Raw genomic sequence first — 23,254 nt, 5'->3', positions numbered from 1 at the left:
AGTGCAGCCTTGCACCGGTTGCTTGAATCACGGTCACCCGTCGCGGTCTGGCCGTGATTACATCCACTCTAGGTCACATTCGGCCCAAGAGGGTGAAACCGGACGCCGGTGCGGTCCAAAAAACTGAACCACACCGGCGCCGGGGACAGCCGCTTCTACCTTGCAATCGCCTGCGGTTTGATCTTGCGGGAATCCAACACCTGGTCAATGAGGCCATAGTTCATGGCCTCGGCCGCGGTCAGGATCTTGTCCCGCTCGATGTCGTTGTTGACCTGCTCCGGCGTCCGGCCGGAGTGCTTGGCCAGCGTGTCTTCCAGCCACGACCGCATCCGCATGACCTCGGCCGCCTGGATCTCCAGGTCAGAGGCCTGGCCTCCCTGGCCGCCGGACAGCGAGGGCTGGTGGATCAGCACGCGGGCGTTGGGCAGTGCGAGACGCTTTCCGGGCGTTCCTGCAGCGAGGAGGACGGCTGCGGCGCTGGCCGCCTGGCCCAGGCAGACGGTCTGGATTTCCGGACGGATGTACGTCATGGTGTCGTAAATCGCGGTCATGGCAGTGAAGGAGCCGCCCGGCGAGTTGATGTACAGGGTGATGTCACGGTCCGGGTCGGTGGACTCCAGCACCAGCAACTGAGCCATGACGTCGTCGGCGGACGCGTCATCGACCTGGACGCCGAGGAAGATGATGCGGTCCTCGAAGAGCTTTGTGTAGGGGTCCTGGCGCTTGAAGCCGTAGGGCGTGCGCTCTTCGAATTGGGGCAGCACGTAGCGGCTGGTCGGCAGGTTGCCGGCAGTCGAGCCGAAGTTGTAGTTCATGTTCTTTACTCCTGGATTCAATTCGCTCTGCGTGCCGGTTAGTTCTGGGCAGTTCCGCCGCCACCGGCTACAGAGCCGGCGTGGGCGGAGATCTTGTCAAAGAAGCCGTATTCCAGTGCTTCGGTTGCGGTGAACCACTTGTCGCGGTCGTTGTCCTTGAGGATGGTGTCCACCGTCTGGCCCGTCTGCTCCGCAGTCAGTTCGGCCATGACCTTCTTCATGTGCAGGATCAGTTCGGCCTGGATCTTGATGTCGGAGGCCGTGCCGCCGATGCCGCCGGACGGCTGGTGCATCAGGATGCGGGCGTTCGGGGTGGCGTAACGCTTGCCCTTAGTGCCGGAGGACAGCAGGAACTGGCCCATGGAGGCAGCAAGCCCGGTGGCCACGGTGACGACGTCGTTCGGGATGAACTGCATGGTGTCGTAGATCGCCATACCGGCCGTGACGGAGCCGCCGGGAGAGTTGATGTAAAGGTAGATGTCCTTGTTCGGATCCTCTGCCGACAGGAGCAGCAGCTGCGAGCAGATCGCGTTCGCGTTTTCATCGCGGACCTCGGAGCCAAGCCAGATGATGCGCTCTTTCAGCAGTCGGTTGTAGATGTAGTTGTCCTGGGCTGCCGGATCGACAGTTGCCATGCGGGGCGCCCCTGCTTGCTGTGACATAAGTACTTACCTCTCGCTGGTGACGGTGACATCACTGAACTTCACTACTTGGACACTAACTGCTTTCGCAGCGGTTTTGTTCGTCGGAATCGCGCTGTTCGCTGACGGCGCACGACTGCCGCGGGCGGCTGAGGCGGCGCCTTCCGCCGGCCATTGAGGTTAAACACAGCAGCCCCCGGATCCGCGGATCCGGGGGCTGCCGTTAAGCTGTCAGTGCGAGACAGCTGCTAGAACTTCACAGCTGCGGGATCGTCGCTGGCGACGACCTCGGCTGCATCGTCAGCAGCTTCTTCTTCGGCGGCCGTGGCCTCGTCCTCGCCGGCAGGACGGACGAAGTCGCTCAGGTCAACCTTGTTGCCCTCGGAGTCCGTGACCTCTGCCTGGCCGAGCACGACGGCCAGTGCCTTGCGGCGGCGGACCTCGGACACCATCATGGGGACCTGGCCGCTCTGATCGATGATCTGGGCGAACTGGTTCGGGTCCATGCCGTACTGGCTGGCAGTGGTGACGATGTAGTCGATCAGCTCGTTCTGGCTGACGCCCACTTCCTCTTTCTCGGCGATGGCGTCGAGGATGATTTCGTTCTGGAAGGCGCGCTCCGTGTTGGCCTTGACCTCGGCGCGGTGCTCCTCGGTGTCATGCTCGCCTTCACCGTGGGCGTTCTCGGCGTTGAAGTGCTGCTCGAGCTGCTCTTCAACAACGGATTCCGGGACGGGAACCTGAACGAGCTCAACAAGCTTGTCCAGGACCTTGTCGCGGGCTTCGACGCCCTGCTCGACGACCTTGGAGTCGGCAGCCTGCTTGGCAAGGTCCTCACGCAGCTCGGCAAGGGTGTCGAACTCGGATGCCAGCTGGGCGAAGTCGTCGTTTGCCTCGGGCAGCTCGCGCTCCTTGACGGACTTGACCACTACCTTGACCTGGGCGGCTTCGCCGGCGTGGTCGCCACCTACGAGGGTGGTGTCGAAGATGGCGTCCTCATCGGCACTCAGGCCGGTGACTGCCTCGTCCATGCCCTCGAGCATGGTGCCGGCGCCAACCTGGTAGGACAGACCGGAAGCGGAGTCCACCTCTGCGCCGTCGATGGTGGCCGTGATGTCGATGGTGAGGAAGTCGCCGTCGGCCGCCGGGCGGTCCACGGACTTCAGCGTGCCGAAGCGGCCGCGCAGCTCATCCAGAGCCTTGTCGACGTCGGCGTCGGAGGACTCTGCTGCAGCCACCTCAACCTTGATGCCTGCGTATTCCGGGAGTTCGATCTCCGGGCGGACGTCAACCTCGGCGTGGAACTTGAGTTCACCGTCGGTTGCCGACGGGTCCGGAACCTCGGTGATCTCAACTTCGGGGCGGCTCAGCGGACGGATGCCCGATTCCTGGACGGCGGCCTGGTACCAGCCGTTGAGGCCCTCGTTGATGGCGGTCTCCAGCACGTAGCCGCGGCCAACGCGCTGGTCGATCAGCTTGGAGGGAACCTTGCCCTTACGGAAGCCAGGGACCTGGATCTGGGAAGCAACAGTCTTGTATGCCTCTTCGATGCTGGGCTTCAATTCCTCAAAGGGGACCTCAACATTGAGCTTGACCCGCGTGGGGGTGAGGTTCTCGACAGCGCTCTTCACAGTCTAAGTACTCCTGATTTGTTGGATGGGGTTCTGCAATCGCGATTCTCTGCCCAGGCCATCGGCCCGGGCCGCAGAGTCGGGGTGACAGGATTTGAACCTGCGACTTCCTGCTCCCAAAGCAGGCGCTCTAGCCAAGCTGAGCTACACCCCGTAATGCACAGGACAGTCTACGTTCATACCCGCCGGCTTTGCACATTTGACACGTGGGGCATGAATTAGGTTTAGTTATATCCGGCTTCAACAGCCAGCCCGAAGATCCGCAGTTGCGACAACTGCTTTCTTTCGGGGACGTAGCTTAATGGTAAAGCCTCAGTCTTCCAAACTGATTACGCGGGTTCGATTCCCGTCGTCCCCTCGGCGAAGGGCCCCTCGGTGAGGGGCCCTTTTTTGTGCCTGCATTCGTTCCCGGATCTGCTGCAACGGAGGCTGTGGCCGGCCGTTGAGCCGGACCGTCTGCTCACGCCGAGCTTTGGCACAGCGGGCACCAGTAGAGCTTGCGGGCGGCATGCTCTGCGAGAGCCACCGGAGTGCCGCACACCCGGCACGGCTGCCCGTGCCGCCGGTAGACGAAATGTGCTTCCTCCGTGGGCGGCAGCGAGGTCTTATCGCTCCAGAAGCCGGGGGTTGTGGTGATGATCCGGCCATCGCGGACGCCGTCGGACATCACGGCGGCTGTGTCATCCCAGATGCGGCCTGCAACGGCTGCCGTGAGCGCCCGGCCCGGGAGCAGGGGGTCAAGCCGCTGGCGGAAGAGCACCTCGGCCCGGTACACATTCCCGACGCCGGCAATCACCTTCTGGTCCATCAGCAGCGTCGCCACCGGCGTTCTGCGCCCCAGAACCCGCTGGACGAAGTCTTCACGGTTGACGTTCGCTTCATTCAGGGGATACGGAGTGCCCAGCGGACCCGGATTGTGAAGCGGATCGGGGCCGAGCCTCCCGAGGACCGCCGCCGCTTCGTCCTCCGTGATGGCCGCACACGTGGTGGCGCCGCGCAAATCTGCCCAGCCGTGTTCGCCTGCCAGCCGCACCCGCACGGCACCCACAGGCGCCGGCGGGCCGGCGTACGCGGGCAGGTCCACGCCGGTTTCGCCGGCCACCTCACGCTCCCCCACCCTGCGGGGCGCGCCGATGCTGGACGCGCCGCGGAACTCGCCGTCGCCGCCGAAGTCCCAGGCGCCGTAGAGTCCCAGGTGGACGTGCAGCACCATTCCGTGCTCGAAGTGCAGGAACAGGTGCTTCCCGTGAGCGTCGGCGTTGACCAGAGTGTGGCCGTTAAGCAGAGCTGCGCCCGCGGCGAAGCGGCCCTGGGGGCTGGAGACGGCGAGCCGTCCGCCAGCGAATACGTCACCGAACTGGCGAGCCAGCCGGTGGATGGAATGCCCCTCGGGCACTACTCGATGACCTCGCCGCTGGTTTCGTAGGCGGCGATCTTTCCGATGCGGCGGATGTGGCGCTCGTCGTTGCTGAAGGGTTCCTCCAGGAATGCCTCGATCAGGGCGGTGGCCTCGTCAACGCTGTGCTGCCGTCCCCCAACGGCGACGACGTTGGCGTCGTTGTGCTGCCGGGCCAGGGTGGCCGTGGAATGGTTCCAGGCAAGGGCAGCGCGGACACCCCTGACCTTGTTCGCAGCGATCTGTTCGCCGTTTCCGGAGCCGCCCAGCACGATGCCGAGGGAGTGGACTCCCGCCTCTTGGTCCGCCACGACAGCGAGCGCAGCGTTGATGCAGAACGACGGATAGTCGTCCAGTGCGTCGTATTCCTTCGGCCCGTGGTCCACCACGTCGTAACCCTTGGCCGACAGGTGGCTGACCAGGTGGGCGCTCAGCTCCATGCCGGCGTGGTCGGTGGCGATGTGGACCCGCGGGTATGCAGGAGTTGTGGTCACGGTGGCTTCCGTTCAGTCATGAGCACCGGGGCGCGGCCGGGCTGGTACAGGTCAAATCAACAGGTCCAAGAGTACTAGGTCCGGTTCCCGTGATGTCGTGCAAATTACGCGCCGGCATCGCCCTGGGAAGGAGAGCGGCCCTCGCGCCGGGCACGCGCGGCCACGCGCGTCAGTACTTCAGCGAGGCGCTCTGCCGAGGCAGGGTTTCCGCCACTCACCGCCAGCCGGTGGCCGTCGGTCTTGCGGACCACGACGGCGGGCCCACTGCTCACGAGCACAGCTGCTGTTCCGCCGTGGTGGCGGTAGCCCCAGCCGCCGTAGTCGGCGGCGCGGACGTCCGCCGGAGCGGCCGCCGAGATGGCCTCCGCCGGAATGTTCACCACCCTCAGTATTCCGGCAACGAAAACCCGCAGCCCGCTGCGGTCTGCGGTGACTCGGGCGAAGAGGAAGGCAGCGCCGACAAGGGCCGCAGCAACCAACAGTGCACCCAGCCAGGGAACGGCAATCGAAACAAGGGACGCCGGGAACAGGCTGGCGATACCGATCATGACAAAGACAGAGCTGCGGGCGTGCACCCATAGCCTGATCGAATCGCTGGCCAACTCGGGGTCGAGCTCAAGCTCCAGGGCGTGCCGGAGGGCCCGGTCGTCCTCCGGCGTCCACTGCTGGTCCGCCTTGAAAACGAATCCCAGGATGACGCCGAGCGAAAGAGCGGCGCCGCTGCCCATGGCCAGCACGATGAGGTCCACCCGGGATTCCCGAGCGTCGGCCAGGCCCGCCTGTCCCACCAGGCCGGCGGCCAGGACGCTCGTCACGAACAGGCTCACCGTCAGGCCGGCCCCCATCATGATGCGGCGCATCACCGTGGGCCGGGAAACAGGGACAGCCTGCAGGAGAACGAGCCAGCCGACGGCCACGATCATCGCGGCCCCGACCCCCACGTAGGCGGCAAACGGCGCAAAGCTGATGCCGCCGTCGTCGTTCCAGCGGACCGCCAGCGGTTCCGGAAGGTCGGGACGCAGAAATGCGGCGCTCAGCGCAAAGGCAGCCGCAAGCAGGACGGGAAACCCTACTGCGAAGCGCAGCGCTTTGATGTCCACCGAATCGAGGAACTTTCCCATGCGTTAACGCTACCCCTGCGGCGCCGCCGGGACCGGGAAAGTGATCCACGCAACTTGCCAAAGAACCGGGAAATGAAACAATGGCTTCACAGTAACGACCCACCACCCCTCAGGAGGCCCAACCTTGCCAGGAATGAACCTGACGCGCGCCGAAGCACGTGAGCGCGCCGATCTGATCGCCGTCGAGTCCTACGATGTCCGCCTGGACCTGACCAGGGGCGGGAAGGTCTTCGGCTCCACCACCACCGTAAAGTTCAGCGCTGCCCCCGGGTCCTCCGGCTTCATTGACGCCGTGACCGAGACCGTTCACAGCGTGACCCTGAATGGCCGCGAACTGGACCCTGCGGCGGTCTCCGACGGCATCCGCATCCGACTGGCGGACCTCTCCGCGCAAAACGAGCTCACCGTGGTGGCGGACACCCCCTACATGAACACCGGAGAGGGGCTCCACCGTTTCGTTGATCCCGTGGACGGTGAGGTCTACCTCTACACGCAGTTCGAGGTGCCGGATTCGCGCCGCATGTTCGCTGTGTTCGAGCAGCCGGACCTCAAGGCGACGTTCAAGTTCACAGTGACGGCACCGTCACACTGGGACGTCGTCTCCAACTCCCCCACGCCGTCGCCGGTGGAAACTTCGCCCGGAGCAGACGGCGGCGCCCGCTCGGTCTGGGAATTCACCCCCACGCCGCGGCTCTCCTCCTACGTGACGGCCCTGATCGCCGGGCCGTACCAGTCGGTGCGCAGCGACGTCACGGGATCCGACGGCCGCGTCATTCCGCTCGGCGTGTTCGCCCGCAAGTCTTTGATGCAGTACCTGGACGCTGACAACATCTTTGAACTGACCCGCCAGGGGTTTGAGTTCTTCGAGGCGCAGTTCGGCTGCCCGTACCCGTTTGAAAAGTACGACCAGCTGTTCGTGCCGGAGTTCAACGCCGGCGCCATGGAGAATGCCGGGGCCGTGACCATCCTGGAGGGCTACGTCTTCCGCGGGAAGGTCCCCGAAGCGCAGGTGGAGCGCCGCGCCATCACCGTCCTGCACGAGCTGGCGCACATGTGGTTCGGCGACCTCGTCACCATGCGCTGGTGGAATGACCTCTGGCTCAATGAATCCTTTGCCGAATACATGTCCCACCTCGCCGCAGTAGAGAACACCAAGTTCCAGAGCGCATGGACCACCTTCGCGTCGGTGGAAAAGTCGTGGGCCTACCGCCAGGACCAGCTCCCCACCACACACCCGATCTTCGCCGAGATCAACGACCTTCAGGACGTGGAGGTCAACTTCGACGGCATCACCTACGCCAAAGGTGCTTCCGTGCTGCGGCAGCTGGTGGCATGGGTGGGCCCGGAGCAGTTCATGTCCGGTGTCAGGGAGTACTTCGCCAAGCATGCCTGGGGCAACACCGAGCTGGGCGACCTGATGAGTGAACTGGAGAAAGCAAGTGGACGTGACCTGGACCGATGGGGCCGCCTCTGGCTCGAAACCGCAGGGGTGAACACGCTCCAGCCCGAACTGACAGTGGACGCGGACGGCACCATCACCGGTTTCGCCATCCTGCAGTCAGCCGTTGCCGCGCAGCCGACCCTCCGCCCGCACCGGCTCGCCGTGGGTTTCTACGACGTCACAGACGACGGCAAGCTGGAGCGCGTCCACCGCGAGGAGCTCGACATCGACGGCGAACGCACCGAGGTGGCAGCGCTGGCGGGGCTGCGGCGGCCGGACCTCATCCTGCTCAACGACGACGACCTCGCCTACGCCAAGGTCCGGCTGGACGAAAAATCGCTGGCCACGGCCAAGTCGCACCTGAAGGACTTCCGGGAGAGCCTGCCCCGCACGCTCGTCTGGGGATCGGCCTGGGACGCTGCCCGCGACGGCGAGACGCCAGCGCGCGGCTACGTGGACCTGATCCTGGCCAACATCGCCTCTGAAAGTGACTCGTCGGTGATCCTTGTGCAGCTGCGTCAGCTGGCCACCACGCTTACTTTCTACGTGGCCGGGGAACACCGTGAGGCCACCATCGTGGCAGCCGGAGACAGGCTTTGGGATCTCGCCTCGACGGTGCCGGGCGGATCCGATGCCCAGCTCCAGTTCATCAAGTCCTACGCTCTGCTGGCCCGAAGCGAACAGCAGCTGGACGCGGTTGCCGGGCTGCTGGACGGCTCCGTCGCGCTGCCCGGGCTGACGGTGGACCAGGACCTGCGGTGGGAACTCCTGGCAGCACTCGTGGTGGGCGGACGGATGGGCCAGGAGCAGATCGACGCCGAGCTGCAGCGGGACAACACCTCCAGCGGCCAGAACGCGGCCGCGCTGGCCAAGGCTGCCATCCCCACCCCCGAGGCCAAGGCGGCGGCCTGGGAATCCATCGTGGAAAAGGGCGAGCTGTCCAACGCCATTCAGGCCTCGGCCGTCGCCGGCTTCACGCGGGTGCTGGACACGGAACTGCTTGAGCCCTATGCCGGGAAGTACTTCGACGCCGTACCGGGGATTGTCGCCCAGCGCACCAATGCACTGGCCCAGCAGATCGTCGTCGGGCTTTACCCGGCACAGCTGACCACCCAGGCCACCGTGGACCGGACGGACGAGTTCCTCGCGGCGCTTCCCGAGGACAGCGCGGCGCTGCGCCGCATGATGCTGGAAAACCGCGACGGCGTTGCCCGGGCCTTGCGGGCACGTGCAGCTGACGTCTAGGCGACGGCCCGCAGGCATCTAAACTGGCGGCATGGCCCTTGACGAGCATCACTATTCGCTGACTGTTCGATGGACCGGCAACCTTGGAAGCGGCACGTCGTCGTATCGGGAGTATTCCCGGGACCACGACGTCGAGATTCCCGGGCTGCCGGTCCTCAAGGGCTCGGCCGACCCCACATTCCACGGCGACCGCTCGCGGTACAACCCGGAGCAGCTGCTGCTCACGGCGCTGGCGCAGTGCCACATGCTGTCCTTCCTGCACGTCGCGGTGCGGCACGGCGTCGTCGTCCTGTCCTATGAGGACAATGCCTCCGGCCTCATGCGCGTCAACCGCGACGGAAGCGGCCAGTTCGAAAACGTGACGCTCCATCCGCGTGTGGAAGTGGGTGATCCTGTCCACGTGGGGCTCGCCGAGGAGATGCACCGGCAGGCCAACCAGGTTTGTTTCATCGCCCGCAGCGTAAATTTCCCCGTAATGCACGTTCCCGTTACCACAGCGGCAGGAAGCTAGCCACCGGCATACCCCGCTAGGCTTAAAAGGGAACGAGTCCAGCCGCCGCGAACGCCGGCGGGGAAATCCGGCTGGCGCCGGAGAGCAACAAGGAGCATCCCTGCAGATGTACAGCATGTTTACAACGCCTTCGGCCTCGCTGGAACCCACCGGGTTCGACGTCGCCGGAATCGCGATCAGCCTCGGCGCGGGCATCATCCTGTGGCTGCTGGCAAGCTTCGTGATCTCACGGATCACCAAGCGGGTCGCCAGCGGAACAGCGCTGTTCAAGAAGCCCCACTTCAAGTGGGTCGCCCCCGCGCTGCGGGCCCTGGACCATGAGCGGCGGGTCCAGCGGGCCAATACCATCGGATCGCTGCTGAACAGTGTGGTGGGGGTGGTCATCGCGGTCATCACCAGCATCTACGTGCTCAAGAATCTCGACGTCGACGTGGCGCCGCTGCTGACCAGCGTCGGTATCCTCGGCATCGCCATCGGCTTTGGCGCCCAGCAGCTGATCCGCGACTTCCTGGCCGGCATCTTCATCACGATCGAGGACCAGTACGGGATCGGTGACATCATCGAGACCAGCGAAGTCGTGGGCGTCGTGGAGTCGATTGGCCTGAGGATTACCCGCGTCCGCGACGACAATGGTGCGATCTGGTACCTGCGCAACGGTGAGATCCTCCGCGTCGGAAACCGGTCGCAGGGCAACTACGTGGCTCCCGCCGATGAGCCAGGAGACGGGCCGCTCGAGGCCGAAGCCCAGCACGGACCGCAGCAGAAGGCCGGAGAATAGCCATGACCAGTCCCACACCATCCGAACCCGGCGCGCCCAGGCAGCTGATGCGCAATGATCCCTTCAGCCAGCCGGGCTACACGGACAACTTTTTCGACGCCGTGGGCGGGCACGAAACGTTCGTAAAACTCATCGACGTGTTCTACGACGGCGTGGCAACCGATCCGCTCCTGCGTCCCATGTACCCGGAAGAGGATCTTGGCCCGGCCAAGCGGCGGTTCCTGATGTTCCTTGAGCAGTACTGGGGCGGCCCCACCACCTACGGCGAAGAACGCGGCCACCCGCGGCTGCGAATGCGCCACATACCCTTCCAGGTCACACCTGAGGCCAAGGACCGCTGGCTGCACCACATGCGCGCTGCCGTGGACGCCCTGCAGCTGCCCCCGCTCTACGAGGGAACCCTGTGGGACTACATGGAGCGTGCCGCGCTCTCCATGGTCAACAGCCCGTCAGGGTCCTAGGAACCCGTAGGCCTTGGACTGAGGCACTCCCTGACCGATTCTGGCGAAGGCGGCCGGCTAGGACAGGCCGGCACCCGTCCTCGCCAGGACGTGCCCGCGGCTGCCACTGAGTCGGAACCAGCGCCCGGCACGGTAGAGGCGCTGCTCGTCGTCGCCGAGGAAGCCGAGTGCGAGTGCGGCGAAGGCCGCGCCGGCGGGAAGCCCCGACCTGCCGTCCAGCTCGCGCCCCCAGACTGCGGCGCGGGCGTTGTTGACAATAAGGGCGCCGGGCTTGTCCGGTACGAGTCCGGCGACCTCGGCGATTCCCGCTTCGGCGGTCTTCCGCAGTTCGGCGTCGGGAACGGATCCGATCAGCTCCCAGCCGCTGCGGGGGGCTCCGACACCCGCCCACGATTCGGTGACGGTCGACGGCGGGACCGGCAGCTCGGCGTCGTTCTCCCCCGCCCGGGCGAGCCTGTCAAGGACGGCTGCCAGCGGCACCGTGACATCCGTTGCGGACGGCTCCGCCAGGGCCACCGTCCGCAGGCCGAGGATGGTGGGCGTGGACTCCCCCAGGATCCTGGGGCGGAGCACGCAGACGTACGCGGCGAGGACTGACCCTGCGGCCTGGAGCCGGATGGCGCCGTCGTCGATGGCCTTGGCGCGGGTGGCATACGTCCGAAGATCAGCGAGGTCGCGGGGATCGGCGAAGCGGAAGGACTGGGTGAGAAGATCAGACACATTAAGAACACTACCGGCTGAGCCTCGGTTGAGCGGTGCCGGGGCGACGTCTAGAGTCAAACCATGACTGAAGCGGACGCCGGATTGCAGGAACTGCCCACGAACGACCCCACGACTTCCCTGATCGAACTGCTTGATCTTGGCGAGCTTGAGGGCGCCCGCACCGACGAGGACATCTTCATGGGCCCGTCGCAGCGGCAGCCGCACCAGCGGGTCTTCGGCGGCCAGGTGCTGGCCCAGTCCCTCATCGCAGGGATGCGGACCGTGGACGCCGAGCGGACGGTGCACTCCATGCACGGTTATTTCCTGCGCCCTGGTGACGCTAACAAGCCCATCACCTTCGGCGTGCAGCGGCTGCGGGACGGCCGGTCCTTCTCGGCGCGCCGGGTCCACGCGTACCAGGACGGTTCGCCGATCCTCTCGATGATCGCCTCATTCCAAGCCGAGGACGAGGGTATCGAACACCAGTCGGAAATGCCCCGGGGAATTCCGGATCCGGAAACGCTCCCCAGCACCGCAGACCTCCTGGGGAAGTTCGACCACCCGGTGGCCAGGCACTGGGCGTATGAGCGTCCCTTCGACATCCGCCACGTGGACCCCGCGCTCTACGTTGCGGCCACGGGTCAGAAGGAAGCCCGCAACGCGGTCTGGATGAAGACCTTCAGCCCCATGCCGGACGACGCCAACACGCACCGTGCCGCCTTGGCCTATGCCAGCGACTACACTCTGCTCGAGTCCATTCTGCGCAAGCACGGGCTCAGCTGGATCACGCCCGGCATGAGCGTGGCCAGCCTGGACCACGCCATGTGGTGGCACCGGCCGGTGCGGGTGGACGAGTGGCTGCTGTATGTCCAGGAGTCACCGAGCGCCCAGGGGGCCCGGGGGCTCGCCACCGGCAAGATCTTTAGCCGAGAGGGGCTGCACGTGGCGTCCGTGGCCCAGGAGGGCATGGTCAGGGTGCCGACGGACCTGAAGAGCAAGGTTGCCGGCGCCTTCCAGTCCAAAGTCCTGCAGCACCAGATACGCAAAGCCTGAGCGGGATTACGGTCCTGCGGGCTGCTGCGGGCACGGCGTCGCCTCACGCGCATGCGAAAGGCCGGTTCCCTTCGGGGAACCGGCCTTTGCGGCTTAACGCTTAGTCGCGTATTGCTAGTCGCGGGTGAGGCGGCGGTGCGTAACGCGGTGGGGCTTAGCGGCGTCGGGGCCGAGACGCTCCACCTTGTTCTCCTCGTAGGATTCGAAGTTACCCTCGAACCAGTACCACTTGGACGGGTTCTCCTCGTCGCCTTCGTAGGCGAGGATGTGCGTGGCAACCCGGTCCAGGAACCAGCGGTCGTGTGAGACCACCACGGCGCAGCCGGGGAATTCCAGCAGCGCGTTTTCGAGGCTGCTGAGGGTTTCGACGTCGAGGTCGTTGGTCGGTTCGTCGAGGAGCAGCAGGTTGCCGCCCTGCTTGAGGGTCAGCGCGAGGTTCAGACGGTTTCGCTCACCGCCGGAGAGCACGCCCGCTTTTTTCTGCTGGTCCGGGCCTTTGAAGCCGAAGGCGGCAACGTAGGCGCGGGACGGCATTTCAACATGGCCGACCTGGATGAAGTCCAGTCCGTCGGAAACGACCTCCCAGAGGGTCTTGTTGGGATCGATGCCGCCGCGGCTCTGGTCCGCATAGGAGATCTTGACGGAGTCACCGATCTTCAGCTCGCCGCCGTCGAGAGGCTCCAGGCCAACGATGGTCTTGAAGAGCGTCGACTTGCCGACACCGTTGGGGCCGATGACGCCGACGATGCCGTTGCGGGGCAGGGAGAAGGACAGTCCGTCGATCAGGGTGCGGTCGTCGAAGCCCTTCTGCAGGTTCTTGGCTTCCAGAACCAGGCCGCCCAGGCGGGGGCCCGGCGGGATCTGGATTTCCTCAAAGTCCAGTTTCCGCGTGCGGTCAGCCTCGGCCGCCATTTCCTCGTAGCGGGCCAGGCGGGCCTTGGATTTGGTCTGACGGCCCTTGGCGTTGGAGCGGACCCATTCCAGTTCCTCGGTAAGGCGCTTGGCCTGCTTGGCGTCCTTCTTGCCCTGGACTTCGAGGCGGGCGCGCTTCTTCTCCAGGTAGGTGGAGTAGTTGCCTTCATAAGGGTAGAGGTGGCCGCGGTCCACTTCAGCGATCCACTCGGCGACGTGGTCCAGGAAGTACCTGTCGTGGGTGACAGCAAGGACTGCGCCTGCATAGCTGGACAGGTGCTGTTCCAGCCAGAGCACGCTCTCGGCGTCAAGGTGGTTGGTGGGCTCGTCAAGGAGGAGCAGGTCCGGCTTCTGCAGAAGCAGCTTGCAGAGCGCCACACGGCGGCGCTCACCGCCGGAAAGGAGGGTCACGTCAGCGTCGGCCGGCGGGCAACGGAGGGCATCCATGGCCTGCTCCAGCTGGGAATCGAGGTCCCAGGCGTCGGCGGCATCGATGGCTTCCTGCAGGTGGCCCATTTCCTCCAGCAGGGTGTCGTAGTCCGCGTCAGGGTTGGCCATCTCCTCGGAGATCTCATTGAAACGCTGGATCTTGCCGTAGATCTCGCCAACGCCTTCCTGGACGTTGCCCAGGACTGTCTTTTCCTCATTGAGCGGCGGCTCCTGGAGCAGGATGCCCACGGAGTAGCCGGGGCTCAGCCGGGCTTCACCGTTGGAGGGGGTGTCCAGGCCTGCCATGATTTTCAGGATGGTGGACTTACCGGCACCGTTGGGGCCAACAACGCCGATCTTGGCGCCCGGAAAGAAGGACATGCTTACGTCGTCGAGAATAAGTTTTTCGCCAACAGCCTTACGGGCCTTGGTCATTGTGTAGATAAATTCCGCCATGGTTCCAAATCTAGTGGGTTGACGGGTATATCTCACATTCGGGACGTCAGGCTTGGGGCCCCACGAAGCACTTCCCGCCCGCCAGGACGGGCAGCACCGCAATCGTCACTTTGCCGTCGCGGATCTGGCCAATGACGCAGTCCTTGCCCTGCACCGCCGCCGCCTCGATGGAATCAACGTCCAGGCCGGTGGGCGTTCGGCCCGCCGAAACCTCAAGGGTGGCAGCCGGGACTCCCGCGGCGGTCAGCGCTTGCCTGACCTGCTCGGCTTCGGGTTTAGGGGTTCCCGAGGCGACGACGCCCAGCGTCTCAGACATTGTCTTTTGCATCTTGGCCGTCGCCGTACCGGGCGTCTCCGTACCGGGCGTCTCCGTACCGGGCGTCTCCGTAGCCCGTGATGCCTGGCCGGCTGCCGCAGAAGGCGCCTGCGAGGAGCGGGCAGATCGCGGCGGGCTAGCCGCGGCGGACGGAGCGGATGACTGGCTGGTAGCCCCCGCTGCGCCGAGACCGGGCTGCTGGGCGGTTCCGGAACTGCAGGCAGCCATGGCTCCGAGCAGAAGCGCGGTAAACGTGATCCGTACGGATGCCATTAGCGACGTCCTGCTGGACGTTCTGCTCGAGGTTGTGCTCGAAGCTCTGCTCGATGTTCCGACCGATGCCCTGACGGGTACCCTGCTGCAGGAGCCCAAGAGTCGGGTGGTCGATTGGAATATCCTGGGTCGTCTCACGCTGCCATTCTGCCATGCGGCACCGCGGGGGTACGGTGCCGCATGGCTCCGCCGGTCAGGCTGCGGCTCCGGTGAGCTCGCCGGTATCGGAGTCGAGCTGCATGGTTTCCCCGGTGGTGTCGTCGATGAAGATGCCTGCCGCGTCGCCGCCGTCGTCCTCGTCCCCTTCCTCATCAGACCCAGCTTCGTCGCGGTCTGATGGCTCTGAACCGTTTCCGTCACCGTGGCCGTCGTGTTCGCTGCCAACCACGCCGGCCGCCACGGCAGGCTGGGAGTTGATTCCCGCCGTCCGGGTGAAGTTGGCCGAGCCCCACATAAGATCGTGGCCCACGGACTCAGCATCGATCTCCGCCACATGGTAGATTCGGCCGTCCTTTTCCCAGCTCCGCATCTTCAGCCGTCCGACGATGATGACCCGCTGGCCCTTCTTGATGCTGCACCCGATGTTCCCGGCCAGCTGGCGATACCCCTGGATGGTGAACCAGTTGGTGTTGCCATCTACCCAGGTGCTGCTTGCGCGGTCGTAACGGCGGTCCGTGGACCCGAGGCGGAAGGAGGCTGTTGCGACGCCTCCTGGTGTGGTGGAGCTCCTGATTTCCGAGGCAACGAAGCCGCGGACAGTGATGTTGTCGGTCATCTTGGTGTCCTGTCTCGATGTGTCTTGCCCTAGCAGGCACTCCCAGCATCAGTCGGCGGCGCGGCAACGGGGAGAGCCCAACTGCCGTATGTGGATAACCCGGGTCCGGCCGCCGGCGGAGGATCGGGAAAACCGTCCCGGCCCATGCCGACACCTGGGCGAAAGTCAATGTAAACTTTTTGAGGCAACCCGGAATCTGCCGGGCGGCCACAGGCCCCAGTAGCTCAGGGGATAGAGCAGCGGCCTTCTAATCCGCCGGTCGGGGGTTCGATTCCCTCCTGGGGCACTTGTGTGGTGAGTCGAGACATCCTTTACGGATGTATCGGGTCATCGTTGACACCCCGGTCTTCGGACCGGGGTGTTTTTCTTTGTCTGGGCTGGTTATGCGGTTTCCGACCATCGTCGCAACGCGTTCGATTTGAAGGTAACAGCATCTCTGTTTAGTCATCAGAGGCGACCCTCGCGGCCCGAACGATCGACGATTTTCAACGACTAGATCCGCGGAGACGAGACGAAACCACACGAAAAGAACCCGCTCAAGGTTCCGCTTCCGGTGTCCGAGCCCTGACGGCCTGATGGCCAGCTGGCAGCACGGTCCGACTATGACGCGACGTCGAAACTGGTTCGCTTTGGCAGGGAGCTGGCCGGCGCCCAACGCAGCATGCCTGCAAGAACCAGTCCGCAACCCAAAACAGCTCCACCTGCATAGCTTGGGGACCATGCCCACCCGCTTGACGGTTGGGCCACGGCCACTGCTATAACCGCGAAGGAGAGAGCAAGTTCGGTGACAGCTTGGACGGTTCGGGCCCTGTACTTCGGGTCGGCAAGGCCCGCTAAGGGTATGAGGGGGAACAAGAATGCGCTGAAGTTTGGGTAGATGCCGGCGACGACAAAGATTGCCGACGCTACGGCTAGCAGCAAGAGGAATATGAGGGGCCGGACAATCCGCTGCCGCGTTGTGTAACTGGTCCAATCACGGCAAACGATGGCCCACGCCGGGAGTCCCAGGAGCCAAAGTCCGCCCCAATAGCCAGTGCCCAGCACCCACAGAATCACCATGACCAAGCCGGGCCCGGCGAAGCCGACAATCCGTCCGCCGCGAAGATCTCTCATGTTGGGCCCGAACATAAACAGCCCCACCAGGACATATGTAGCTGCATATCCGCAAATCAACTCAACAGCCGGTCCCCGCGGAATCTCGGTCAGTAGCAGCAGAAGCCCAATCACCATCACAGAGACGGCAGCAGCGATCCAAGGCCTTCTGCCCCTGGGCGTACCGACCAGAACGCGCTGCAAATCATCCCCAAGTTGTTGCATCCTTTGAGTATTCCACCGACCGTACGCCCCCCGGCGGCCGCCCGAGAGCTTCGCAAAGCCGAGCTTTGATCTGGTAGGGCTCCAGTTACAGCTGCCTGCCTCGTCGCTCCCAGTCTTGCTAGCGGGCTTCTTCTTAGTCCCAGAAAACTGACGGCAAGCGTTACCGGATGGTGGCCTGCGCCCTTCGCAACAGCGGCACAGGATTTCAAATTCATCAACGATGACAACCACATGCCCGTTCAAGTCGAATCCGTCGTGACGTCATTCGATGGCATGCCCGTCACCGTCAATCTCAGTTCGAAGGCCTGCGGGTCGGCTCCGTCATCGCGGCACCCGACGAAACGTTGGCCGCAGCCGGGTATCAGCTGGGCGCCTCGGTCGGGCTGAACTCGGTGACGATATTCGCGTCACAGCCGGGCGGCTTCGGCGATTACGTTTCCTGGAACGGAGCTGCCTGGGTTTCCCTCAACGGACTCGTCCAGTCAACATCAATGAACGCCGGCACCGGACTCATCACCTGCATGCACGCCGCCATGCCCTCTCCTTTCGGCGGCTCCGTCACGTCGAGGAGCCTTACCAAACGAGCCTCCATGGAAGGCATATCGGCCACATCGACGTCGCTGTACCTTGTCGACAATGTCGGGGTTGCCGTCAAAACACCGACCAAGGACAACAGGTTTTGGATAACCCGCACCGGAGCGCGCCGCGTTCCGATGTCCGAGCTCGCGAAAGCGAATGCCAACATCTGGATCCACGGAATGTTCGAAGTCTGACCAGCGGGCGGGTGGACGCCAAACCCGACACGCGGAACAATTAATGGAAAGCATGCTTATTACTTGGCGCGACATGTGCCTATGATCAGACCGGGCGCCGGCACAGTGATGTGGCGCCGGCGCCCACGTTCCTGGCCCGTTGCGGGACAGACAAGAGGAAGGATCCACAGCATGCGGCAGAGTCCATCTGAACCCGATCCGTTCGAGCGACAACCGTTACGGCCGCCGGCGCAGCCTTCGGACGGGACAGAACATTCGCCCCTCGACGGACGGCGCCCGGCCGCCGAAGAGGACAAAATCCCGCCCGGCACATCTCCGCTGCCGAGCTACGGCGGGACCTCCGCCCCGCAGGCCGGCATGGCCGAACCGAAACGTCCGGTGACCCGGGCAGGCATGATCTGGGCCGCGGTCGCCTCGGCGCTGGTGGTCCTTGTGCTGCTCATCGTGTTCATCCTGCAAAACCAGGAACTGGTTCAGGTAAAGTTCTTCGGGCTTGAAGGTGCAGTGGCCCTCGGCATCGCCCTCTTCATAGCGGCCGTCGGCGGCGGCGTTTTGGTGGCAATGGCCGGTGCCGCACGAATCATCCAGCTGCGCGCAGCTGAACACCGGCGCCGGTCCTTGGCCGCACGCAAACGGTAAGAATCCCGTCGCTGCCGGCGAGCCCTCTCCCCGTCAGCGCTCCAGGTACTCCTTGAGGTTGCCAAGCACTGTTTCCCAGAGCTTGGCAGACTCATCCGCCTCGGAGTCGCTCCGGTTATTGCCCTGAGTGATGGTGACGCCGGTGCCTTCGGGCCTCGGAGCCAGGCGGTACTCCACCGTGTGATAGTTCTCCGGGACGTCGGGCAGACCACTCAACGGGCTGTAGTGGCTGATGCGAAGGAGCTCGTTGGCTCTGTTCGCCAGAACTATCCCCCGGTCCTCGTAGGCCTTCCCCTTCCACTCCCCCGCAAAGGTCACAGGATCGCCCTCGTGCCATGTTGAGGAAACATTCGTGCCCAGGAAATACTCTTTGACGTCGACGGGGTCGGTGAGGGCTTTCCAGACCCGCTGGGGTGTGGCCGCCACATCGATGGACGCCACCGCATCCTTGCCACGCTCATTCATCAGCCCGCCTCCTGATTGCCATCCAACGCGTGAGCATCACCCTACGCGCTGCGGACGGCGCTGTTAAGGGAAGGCGCCGGTAGCGCTCCTTCTTGGCGCGCGGACTGTGTCGCCGTCGGAGTCCCAGATCCCCCGATTGAAGATTTTCCACCTCCATGTCGCCGGTGTAGCCGGCGTCCCGGACCCAGGTGCCGATCGTCGCGAAGTCGATGACGCCGTCGCCCATCATTCCCCGTGTCAGCAGCGAAGCGATCGGCCGGCTGGCCGTCCTGGGGACCGCTGCCGGAGGCTCAACGTCCGACGGCGGCACCACAGTCCCGGTGACCGGCCAGGTAACGCTTCGCCGCAGCGCCGAGCCAGTCTCGGAGGCTGCTGCGTAGCCCTGCCGTCAGCGAGTCAGGGCCCGGATGGTCCAGCCCGCTGCGTGTGACGAGCCTGGTGCCAGCTCCACGAGATCGGTTCCTGAGTTGAACGCGTCCGGAGGACACGTCATCGGCTCGACCGCCAAACCGAGCCGGTCTGGACCGACCGGCTTGTCACCGGTGTGAACCTGCACCCAGGGGCAGCGTTCGTCCCATTCGAGCTCCACTCCCGTGTCTGAAGGGTCAAACACGCGCACCGCAGCCAGGCCGTACTCCGTGCGGCTGATTCCGGTGAAGGCGTGGTCAATCCGGATGCTTCCCAGGGGGCGTTCGGTCCGGAAGTCGAATTTGTGGCCCTCCACCGATTCCAGCTCAAGCGGCAGCAGCCGGTCCGGGGTAACTTCCAGGAACTCCCCGGCCGGGAGCTCCAGGGTCCACTCATCCAGCGGAGCCGGTCCCGCGACCAGATAGGGATGGGGACAGACGCCGTAGGGTGCCGGGGTGTCGCCGGTGTTGGTGGCAGTGACCCTGCAGTGCAGGCCGTCTTCCACCAGCTCATAGGCCGCCGTAATTTGCAGCCGCCCGGGATAGGCAGGACCGGAATCGACCTGGCAGGTCAGGCTGACCGATGAGGCTGTGCGCCCGGCGAGAGTCCAGCGGGCATCCAGCGCCAGTCCATGGAGACTCGTCTGGCGCTCCGGTTCGTTAATAGTGGCCTGGAAGCTCCTGCCGCCATGGCTGTAGCGGCCGTCGGCCACGCGGTTGGGCCACGGGGCGCAGACAACTCCGCGGTAGTCCGGAACGGGCCCGGCCGCACCGAAACCGACCACCAGGTCCCGCTCGCCGTACCGCAGTTGCCGCAGGGCTCCGCTTCGCTCAGTGACGATGGCTGAATAAGGGCCAAAGCTGATGCTGTGTTCCGTGGCCGGCATGGGACTCCTACGAGGTGTTGTTAGCGCTAACTGAATTCGTCAGCCAGAATACCCCACTCGACCAAAGAAGGCATTCAGGGTCATGGCAGCGTAAGAATTACCGGGCCGTCGGCGGTGATGGCCACCGTGTGCTCGCTGTGGGCTGCCCTGCGGCCGTTCGCTGACCGCAGCGTCCATTCGTCGTCGTCGTGGTAATAGTCCCCCTTGCCGCCGAGAATGAGCATTGGCTCGATGGCAATGACCAGCCCTTCGGTCAGCTTGATTCCGCGACCTGGGCGTCCGTCGTTCGGGACAGAGGGCTCCGCGTGCATGGTCCGGCCGATGCCGTGACCTCCATGGTCGGCCAGCAGCCCGTAGCCCGCGCGGCGGGCCGCGCCACCGATGGCATAGGCGAGGTCACCCATCTTGTTGCCCACCCGCGCCGCGCCGATGCCCCTGGCCAGCGCCGCGTCGGTTGCGTCGATGAGTTCCTGGTCAACGGGATCAACGGTGCCAACGACAAAGCTGACGGCGGCGTCGCCGCACCAGCCCTCAAGGAAGGCGCCGCAGTCCACGCTCAGCAAATCCCCGTCCTGAAGCCGGTACCCGTTGGGGATCCCGTGGACTACAGCGTCGTTCACGCTGGCGCAGATGACCCCCGGAAACGGTACCGAAGCCCAGCGCGGCCTGTAGTCGAGAAAGGCCGGCGTGGCGCCGGCATCAGAAATGGAGGCGGCGGCAACGCCGTCGAGCTCCTTGAGGGAAACGCCGACGGCGGCCGCCTGGCGGACGGCGGCCAGGGCATTGGCCACCACGCGCCCCGCTTCACGCATGAGGGCTATTTCATCAGGGCTTTTGATCATGGACATCTGCTGGCCTCCGGGCTTTTGGCGGTGCCGCTGACAGGGACAGGCCGGCAGCGCCTTGTATCCTGTCTACTGTAGAACGCTTCCTGCTCCAAGGCCTCTCCCCACTCAAGGACGCTCCCGGCTCAGGAACGGCCGCGCCCCTCGGGTGCTGGATCATTTCATGTCGGCTGCGCTCAGCCTGGCCCTTTCTGGAGCCGCTATGTTGGCTTCATGGCAAACGACAAGGTCCGGGCCGCGATCCGCTCCGCGCTTCGGGCTGCCGCGGATCCCGTTCGGGGCGCTGCGGCGCAGGCCTACATGAAGTCGTCAACACCGTCGCTGGGCGTCCGCGTACCCGAGGTCCGCAGGGCTGCCAAGGCAGCCGCGGCAGCCTATCCTCTCGAGTCCGCCGAAGAACTGCGTGAAACCGTGCTCGACCTCTGGCGCGGGGCGGAGTACCGCGAAGAGCGCTACGCGGCCATCGACCTGACCGGGCTGCGGCTGGTGGCCGGAGACCTTGGGATGCTTTCCGTCTATGAGGAGATCATCCGCACCGGAGCATCCTGGGATCTTGTGGACGGCGTTGCCCACCGCCTCTGCGCCCTCCTTCAGGCGCACCGGGCGGAGCTAACGCCTGTGCTGCTCGCATGGAGCGAGGACGCGGATTTCTGGTTCAGGCGGGCGTCCATTACCGCCCAGCTCGCGGCGAAATCCGGCACGGACACCACTCTGCTCGCCAGAGTCATTGAAGCGAACATGGCTGACACGGAGTTTTTCATCAGGAAGGCCATCGGCTGGGCGCTGCGGGAATACGCCAAGACGGATCCGGTTTGGGTCATGGACTTCGTCGAGCGCAATGGCCAGTCCCTCAGCCCGCTGTCCCGCCGGGAAGCGGTGAAAAACCTGCCGGTCAGATGACGGGCCGGGTGGTGACCGGCTGATCCGACTTGCTGAACAGAAGTTTGGTGCGCGGGTCCAGGAAAATAAGGTAGAGCGCGAACAGCAGCGCGATGATGGCGGCGGCGTTCCTGGCCAGGGCCAGTGCCAGTCCGAGATCCTCTGACTGCAGATACGGGAAGACCTCAAGCTGGTCCGAGATGGCGTAGACCATGAAAAAGGACACGATGAAGTACAGGGCCTTGACCTGCCAGTCGGCCCGGATGCCCGTCACGGCAAACAGCGGAATCAGCCAGACCACGTACCAGGACTGGATCATGGGCGCCAGCACGACGACGGCGGCGAAGGCCAGCGTTAGCCGGCGCATGATGCGGTCGTGGTCTCCCCTGAAGATCTGCCAGGCGACGATTCCGACGGCGAGCAACTTCCCGGCGTCGTAAACCCATTTGGCGAGCCCCCACCCGTCCAGTCCAAAGGCGTTGGCGATGGAAGCGACAACGAGTCCCAGCAGCCCCACCGGGGCGTACCAGATCCAGACGCTTCCGGGCGCCGAGAGGCCGTTGATCCAGCCGAAACCGAATCCGTTCACCAGGCTCATGAGGTACAGCAGAGCAAAGCTGATGCCCGCCGTCAGCCCCCAGAAAACAAACTTGCGCGGCCAGCGGGCACCTTTGCCCGCCCAGAGCAGTCCAATGAACGGCAGGAACACCACGGTGATGGGCTTGACTGCGATGGAGGCCGTGACGAGGACAATTCCGAAGATCACCCGCCGCGTGGCGCAGTAGTACAGGCCGGCAAGGGCGAGCCCGATCATCAGCGAGTCATTGTGGACGCTGGCGATGAAGTTCGTGAGGAAGAGCGGGTTGGCGGCGGTAAGCCACAGGGCCCGATGCGGGTTGACCCCGTGCAGTTCAGCGAGCTTGGGGACATAGATGATGCACAGCACCACGCCCACCAGCGCAGCGAGGCGGAAGAGCATGATGCTGGCCTCGGGATGGACGTTGGTGGACCAGACCACGAACTGCTCGATCCAAAGGAACAGCTGCCCGTACGGCACGGGCGCCTCGGTCCACATCTTGTCTGCGCCAAGCTGGAAATAGTTGGAGAGCGCCGAAATACCGTTCTCGTAGGGGTTGAATCCCTCAACCATCAACCGGCCCTGCCCGATGTACGCATACACGTCCCGGCTAAACAAGGGCACAGTGAACATCATGGGAAGCCCCCACGCCGCGACGGCCTGGAGTGTGGCTTTGCGGGCCTCAAGCCCCCAGACGCGGACACGCTGGCCAAGCCGGAGCCACGCCCGCACCAGAAGCATGCCGCCCACCGCAATCAATACGATGGACAGCCCAACGCCCCACGCCTCCGTGCGCATCCAGATGAACAACGGCATCCGCCGGAGCTCCGAGGCCGGAGCCAGCCAGCCGACGCCGAGGGAGCCGATCACCAGGAAAAGCGACCCCACGAAACCGGAGAGGATGGGCGACCGGGGGTTGTCCACCTCCGCGAGGGCCGGATCCGTGGAAGTATCGGTGGCCATTTCCTCCGTCTCAGGCACAGGCGCCGTCATCTCAGGATTGTCCAATCTCTTG

24 protein-coding genes, 3 tRNA genes and 1 pseudogene are annotated in these 23,254 nt (G+C 64.7%); 11 read left to right on the top strand and 17 right to left on the bottom strand.

What is annotated here, in order from left to right:
* Nucleotides 1–155: 155 nt before the first annotated feature.
* From AC1DD3_RS19430 to AC1DD3_RS19415, 4 genes are all read right to left on the bottom strand, one after another.
* Nucleotides 156–815: an ATP-dependent Clp protease proteolytic subunit gene (locus AC1DD3_RS19430; RefSeq protein WP_230119727.1), complete on the bottom strand. Its 660-nt coding sequence runs from the start codon at nt 813–815 to the stop codon at nt 156–158.
* A gap of 38 nt (nt 816–853) precedes the next feature.
* The gene (locus AC1DD3_RS19425; RefSeq protein WP_230119726.1) at nt 854–1,450 is read right to left on the bottom strand and encodes an ATP-dependent Clp protease proteolytic subunit; all 597 of its coding nucleotides are present in this window, start codon (nt 1,448–1,450) and stop codon (nt 854–856) included.
* A 254-nt stretch (nt 1,451–1,704) separates the two neighbouring features.
* Nucleotides 1,705–3,087 (bottom strand): trigger factor, encoded by a 1,383-nt coding sequence (tig, locus tag AC1DD3_RS19420; protein ID WP_476882312.1) that lies wholly within the window; start codon nt 3,085–3,087, stop codon nt 1,705–1,707.
* Between the two features lie 79 nt (nt 3,088–3,166).
* Nucleotides 3,167–3,241 (bottom strand) — tRNA-Pro (locus AC1DD3_RS19415).
* Between the two features lie 133 nt (nt 3,242–3,374).
* Between AC1DD3_RS19415 and AC1DD3_RS19410 the strand changes: the two genes are divergently transcribed.
* Nucleotides 3,375–3,445 (top strand) — tRNA-Gly (locus tag AC1DD3_RS19410).
* Nucleotides 3,446–3,547: 102 nt separating this feature from the next.
* On the opposite strand, the gene AC1DD3_RS19405 is transcribed toward AC1DD3_RS19410, so the two are convergent.
* The 3 genes from AC1DD3_RS19405 to AC1DD3_RS19395 all read right to left on the bottom strand — a co-directional run bounded on the left by AC1DD3_RS19405 (nt 3,548) and on the right by AC1DD3_RS19395 (nt 6,098).
* Nucleotides 3,548–4,483 carry an Fpg/Nei family DNA glycosylase gene (locus tag AC1DD3_RS19405; RefSeq protein ID WP_476882311.1) on the bottom strand — a complete coding sequence of 312 codons (936 nt, stop codon included), beginning with the start codon at nt 4,481–4,483 and terminating at the stop codon, nt 3,548–3,550.
* Nucleotides 4,483–4,977 carry a ribose-5-phosphate isomerase gene (locus AC1DD3_RS19400; protein ID WP_476882310.1) on the bottom strand — a complete coding sequence of 165 codons (495 nt, stop codon included), beginning with the start codon at nt 4,975–4,977 and terminating at the stop codon, nt 4,483–4,485. The genes AC1DD3_RS19405 and AC1DD3_RS19400 overlap by 1 nt, the downstream gene beginning before the upstream one ends.
* A gap of 104 nt (nt 4,978–5,081) precedes the next feature.
* Complete coding sequence (locus AC1DD3_RS19395) at nt 5,082–6,098, bottom strand: hypothetical protein (protein WP_476882309.1); 1,017 nt, start codon at nt 6,096–6,098, stop codon at nt 5,082–5,084.
* Between the two features lie 133 nt (nt 6,099–6,231).
* On the opposite strand from AC1DD3_RS19395, the gene pepN reads away from it, so the two are divergent.
* The 4 genes from pepN to AC1DD3_RS19375 all read left to right on the top strand — a co-directional run bounded on the left by pepN (nt 6,232) and on the right by AC1DD3_RS19375 (nt 10,534).
* On the top strand, nt 6,232–8,784 hold the full coding sequence (pepN, locus tag AC1DD3_RS19390) for an aminopeptidase N (RefSeq protein ID WP_476882308.1): 2,553 nt from the start codon (nt 6,232–6,234) through the stop codon (nt 8,782–8,784).
* Between the two features lie 31 nt (nt 8,785–8,815).
* Nucleotides 8,816–9,295 (top strand): OsmC family protein, encoded by a 480-nt coding sequence (locus AC1DD3_RS19385; RefSeq protein ID WP_230119720.1) that lies wholly within the window; start codon nt 8,816–8,818, stop codon nt 9,293–9,295.
* 106 nt (nt 9,296–9,401) lie between these two features.
* Complete coding sequence (locus AC1DD3_RS19380) at nt 9,402–10,073, top strand: mechanosensitive ion channel family protein (RefSeq protein ID WP_230119719.1); 672 nt, start codon at nt 9,402–9,404, stop codon at nt 10,071–10,073.
* 2 nt (nt 10,074–10,075) lie between these two features.
* Nucleotides 10,076–10,534, top strand: a complete 459-nt coding sequence (locus tag AC1DD3_RS19375; RefSeq protein WP_290369779.1) for a globin — start codon at nt 10,076–10,078, stop codon at nt 10,532–10,534.
* Nucleotides 10,535–10,591: 57 nt separating this feature from the next.
* Here the strand turns inward: AC1DD3_RS19375 and AC1DD3_RS19370 are convergent, their stop codons facing one another.
* Entirely contained in the window at nt 10,592–11,254 is a 663-nt protein-coding gene (locus AC1DD3_RS19370; RefSeq protein ID WP_476882307.1) for a DUF8185 domain-containing protein, read from the bottom strand.
* A gap of 63 nt (nt 11,255–11,317) precedes the next feature.
* On the opposite strand from AC1DD3_RS19370, the gene AC1DD3_RS19365 reads away from it, so the two are divergent.
* Nucleotides 11,318–12,289, top strand: a complete 972-nt coding sequence (locus tag AC1DD3_RS19365; protein WP_476875636.1) for an acyl-CoA thioesterase — start codon at nt 11,318–11,320, stop codon at nt 12,287–12,289.
* A gap of 114 nt (nt 12,290–12,403) precedes the next feature.
* On the opposite strand, the gene ettA is transcribed toward AC1DD3_RS19365, so the two are convergent.
* The 4 genes from ettA to AC1DD3_RS19345 form a co-directional block, all read right to left on the bottom strand.
* Nucleotides 12,404–14,086 (bottom strand): energy-dependent translational throttle protein EttA, encoded by a 1,683-nt coding sequence (ettA, locus tag AC1DD3_RS19360; RefSeq protein ID WP_230119716.1) that lies wholly within the window; start codon nt 14,084–14,086, stop codon nt 12,404–12,406.
* Between the two features lie 46 nt (nt 14,087–14,132).
* A complete protein-coding gene (locus AC1DD3_RS19355; protein ID WP_476882306.1) occupies nt 14,133–14,402 on the bottom strand; it encodes a DUF6993 domain-containing protein in 270 nt (89 codons plus the stop codon).
* A gap of 136 nt (nt 14,403–14,538) precedes the next feature.
* Nucleotides 14,539–14,829 (bottom strand): hypothetical protein, encoded by a 291-nt coding sequence (locus AC1DD3_RS19350; RefSeq protein ID WP_476882305.1) that lies wholly within the window; start codon nt 14,827–14,829, stop codon nt 14,539–14,541.
* Nucleotides 14,830–14,868: 39 nt separating this feature from the next.
* Nucleotides 14,869–15,450 carry a single-stranded DNA-binding protein gene (locus tag AC1DD3_RS19345; RefSeq protein ID WP_230119713.1) on the bottom strand — a complete coding sequence of 194 codons (582 nt, stop codon included), beginning with the start codon at nt 15,448–15,450 and terminating at the stop codon, nt 14,869–14,871.
* Nucleotides 15,451–15,663: 213 nt separating this feature from the next.
* Between AC1DD3_RS19345 and AC1DD3_RS19340 the strand changes: the two genes are divergently transcribed.
* The 3 genes from AC1DD3_RS19340 (at nt 15,664) to AC1DD3_RS19330 (ending at nt 18,179) form a co-directional block, all read left to right on the top strand.
* Nucleotides 15,664–15,736 (top strand) — tRNA-Arg (locus AC1DD3_RS19340).
* Between the two features lie 1,375 nt (nt 15,737–17,111).
* Nucleotides 17,112–17,540, top strand: coding sequence for a hypothetical protein (locus AC1DD3_RS19335; protein ID WP_476882304.1), 429 nt, complete (start codon nt 17,112–17,114; stop codon nt 17,538–17,540).
* 171 nt (nt 17,541–17,711) lie between these two features.
* A complete protein-coding gene (locus AC1DD3_RS19330; protein ID WP_230119711.1) occupies nt 17,712–18,179 on the top strand; it encodes a LapA family protein in 468 nt (155 codons plus the stop codon).
* 33 nt (nt 18,180–18,212) lie between these two features.
* On the opposite strand, the gene AC1DD3_RS19325 is transcribed toward AC1DD3_RS19330, so the two are convergent.
* Both AC1DD3_RS19325 and AC1DD3_RS19320 read right to left on the bottom strand, forming a co-directional pair.
* Nucleotides 18,213–18,644 carry an SRPBCC family protein gene (locus tag AC1DD3_RS19325; RefSeq protein ID WP_230119710.1) on the bottom strand — a complete coding sequence of 144 codons (432 nt, stop codon included), beginning with the start codon at nt 18,642–18,644 and terminating at the stop codon, nt 18,213–18,215.
* Nucleotides 18,637–18,900, bottom strand: a pseudogene (locus AC1DD3_RS19320) (hypothetical protein); the annotation flags it as partial. The gene AC1DD3_RS19325 and the pseudogene AC1DD3_RS19320, both read right to left, overlap by 8 nt.
* Between AC1DD3_RS19320 and AC1DD3_RS19315 the strand changes: the two are divergent.
* Nucleotides 18,833–19,024, top strand: coding sequence for a hypothetical protein (locus AC1DD3_RS19315; protein ID WP_230119741.1), 192 nt, complete (start codon nt 18,833–18,835; stop codon nt 19,022–19,024). The pseudogene AC1DD3_RS19320 and the gene AC1DD3_RS19315 sit on opposite strands and share 68 nt — an antisense overlap.
* A gap of 8 nt (nt 19,025–19,032) precedes the next feature.
* On the opposite strand, the gene AC1DD3_RS19310 is transcribed toward AC1DD3_RS19315, so the two are convergent.
* Nucleotides 19,033–19,938, bottom strand: coding sequence for an aldose 1-epimerase family protein (locus AC1DD3_RS19310; RefSeq protein WP_476882303.1), 906 nt, complete (start codon nt 19,936–19,938; stop codon nt 19,033–19,035).
* Nucleotides 19,939–20,018: 80 nt separating this feature from the next.
* Nucleotides 20,019–20,786: a type I methionyl aminopeptidase gene (map, locus tag AC1DD3_RS19305; protein WP_476882302.1), complete on the bottom strand. Its 768-nt coding sequence runs from the start codon at nt 20,784–20,786 to the stop codon at nt 20,019–20,021.
* 210 nt (nt 20,787–20,996) lie between these two features.
* Here map and AC1DD3_RS19300 point away from each other — a divergent pair, with 210 nt between their 5' ends.
* Complete coding sequence (locus AC1DD3_RS19300; protein ID WP_476882301.1) at nt 20,997–21,683, top strand: DNA alkylation repair protein; 687 nt, start codon at nt 20,997–20,999, stop codon at nt 21,681–21,683.
* Here the strand turns inward: AC1DD3_RS19300 and mptB are convergent.
* Nucleotides 21,676–23,232 (bottom strand): polyprenol phosphomannose-dependent alpha 1,6 mannosyltransferase MptB, encoded by a 1,557-nt coding sequence (mptB, locus tag AC1DD3_RS19295; RefSeq protein ID WP_230119706.1) that lies wholly within the window; start codon nt 23,230–23,232, stop codon nt 21,676–21,678. The two genes, AC1DD3_RS19300 and mptB, sit on opposite strands and share 8 nt — an antisense overlap.
* Nucleotides 23,233–23,254: the final 22 nt, after the last annotated feature.

The organism is Arthrobacter sp. 05T444 (assembly GCF_056395905.1).
Note: the sequence above shows the minus strand (reverse complement) of the source record. Positions and strands in the feature narration are given on the sequence as shown.

Coding starts and splice junctions, on each gene's coding strand:
- ettA (WP_230119716.1), bottom strand. CDS start 14,086: ATGGCGGAATTTATCTACACAATGACCAAGGCCCGTAAGGCTGTTGGC.
- AC1DD3_RS19310 (WP_476882303.1), bottom strand. CDS start 19,938: ATGCCGGCCACGGAACACAGCATCAGCTTTGGCCCTTATTCAGCCATC.
- pepN (WP_476882308.1), top strand. CDS start 6,232: ATGAACCTGACGCGCGCCGAAGCACGTGAGCGCGCCGATCTGATCGCC.
- AC1DD3_RS19345 (WP_230119713.1), bottom strand. CDS start 15,450: ATGACCGACAACATCACTGTCCGCGGCTTCGTTGCCTCGGAAATCAGG.
- AC1DD3_RS19430 (WP_230119727.1), bottom strand. CDS start 815: ATGAACTACAACTTCGGCTCGACTGCCGGCAACCTGCCGACCAGCCGC.
- AC1DD3_RS19425 (WP_230119726.1), bottom strand. CDS start 1,450: ATGGCAACTGTCGATCCGGCAGCCCAGGACAACTACATCTACAACCGA.
- mptB (WP_230119706.1), bottom strand. CDS start 23,232: ATGACGGCGCCTGTGCCTGAGACGGAGGAAATGGCCACCGATACTTCC.
- map (WP_476882302.1), bottom strand. CDS start 20,786: ATGTCCATGATCAAAAGCCCTGATGAAATAGCCCTCATGCGTGAAGCG.
- AC1DD3_RS19355 (WP_476882306.1), bottom strand. CDS start 14,402: ATGTCTGAGACGCTGGGCGTCGTCGCCTCGGGAACCCCTAAACCCGAA.
- AC1DD3_RS19350 (WP_476882305.1), bottom strand. CDS start 14,829: ATGGCAGAATGGCAGCGTGAGACGACCCAGGATATTCCAATCGACCAC.
- AC1DD3_RS19395 (WP_476882309.1), bottom strand. CDS start 6,098: ATGGGAAAGTTCCTCGATTCGGTGGACATCAAAGCGCTGCGCTTCGCA.
- AC1DD3_RS19325 (WP_230119710.1), bottom strand. CDS start 18,644: ATGAATGAGCGTGGCAAGGATGCGGTGGCGTCCATCGATGTGGCGGCC.
- AC1DD3_RS19365 (WP_476875636.1), top strand. CDS start 11,318: ATGACTGAAGCGGACGCCGGATTGCAGGAACTGCCCACGAACGACCCC.
- AC1DD3_RS19385 (WP_230119720.1), top strand. CDS start 8,816: ATGGCCCTTGACGAGCATCACTATTCGCTGACTGTTCGATGGACCGGC.
- AC1DD3_RS19375 (WP_290369779.1), top strand. CDS start 10,076: ATGACCAGTCCCACACCATCCGAACCCGGCGCGCCCAGGCAGCTGATG.
- AC1DD3_RS19380 (WP_230119719.1), top strand. CDS start 9,402: ATGTACAGCATGTTTACAACGCCTTCGGCCTCGCTGGAACCCACCGGG.
- AC1DD3_RS19300 (WP_476882301.1), top strand. CDS start 20,997: ATGGCAAACGACAAGGTCCGGGCCGCGATCCGCTCCGCGCTTCGGGCT.
- AC1DD3_RS19330 (WP_230119711.1), top strand. CDS start 17,712: ATGCGGCAGAGTCCATCTGAACCCGATCCGTTCGAGCGACAACCGTTA.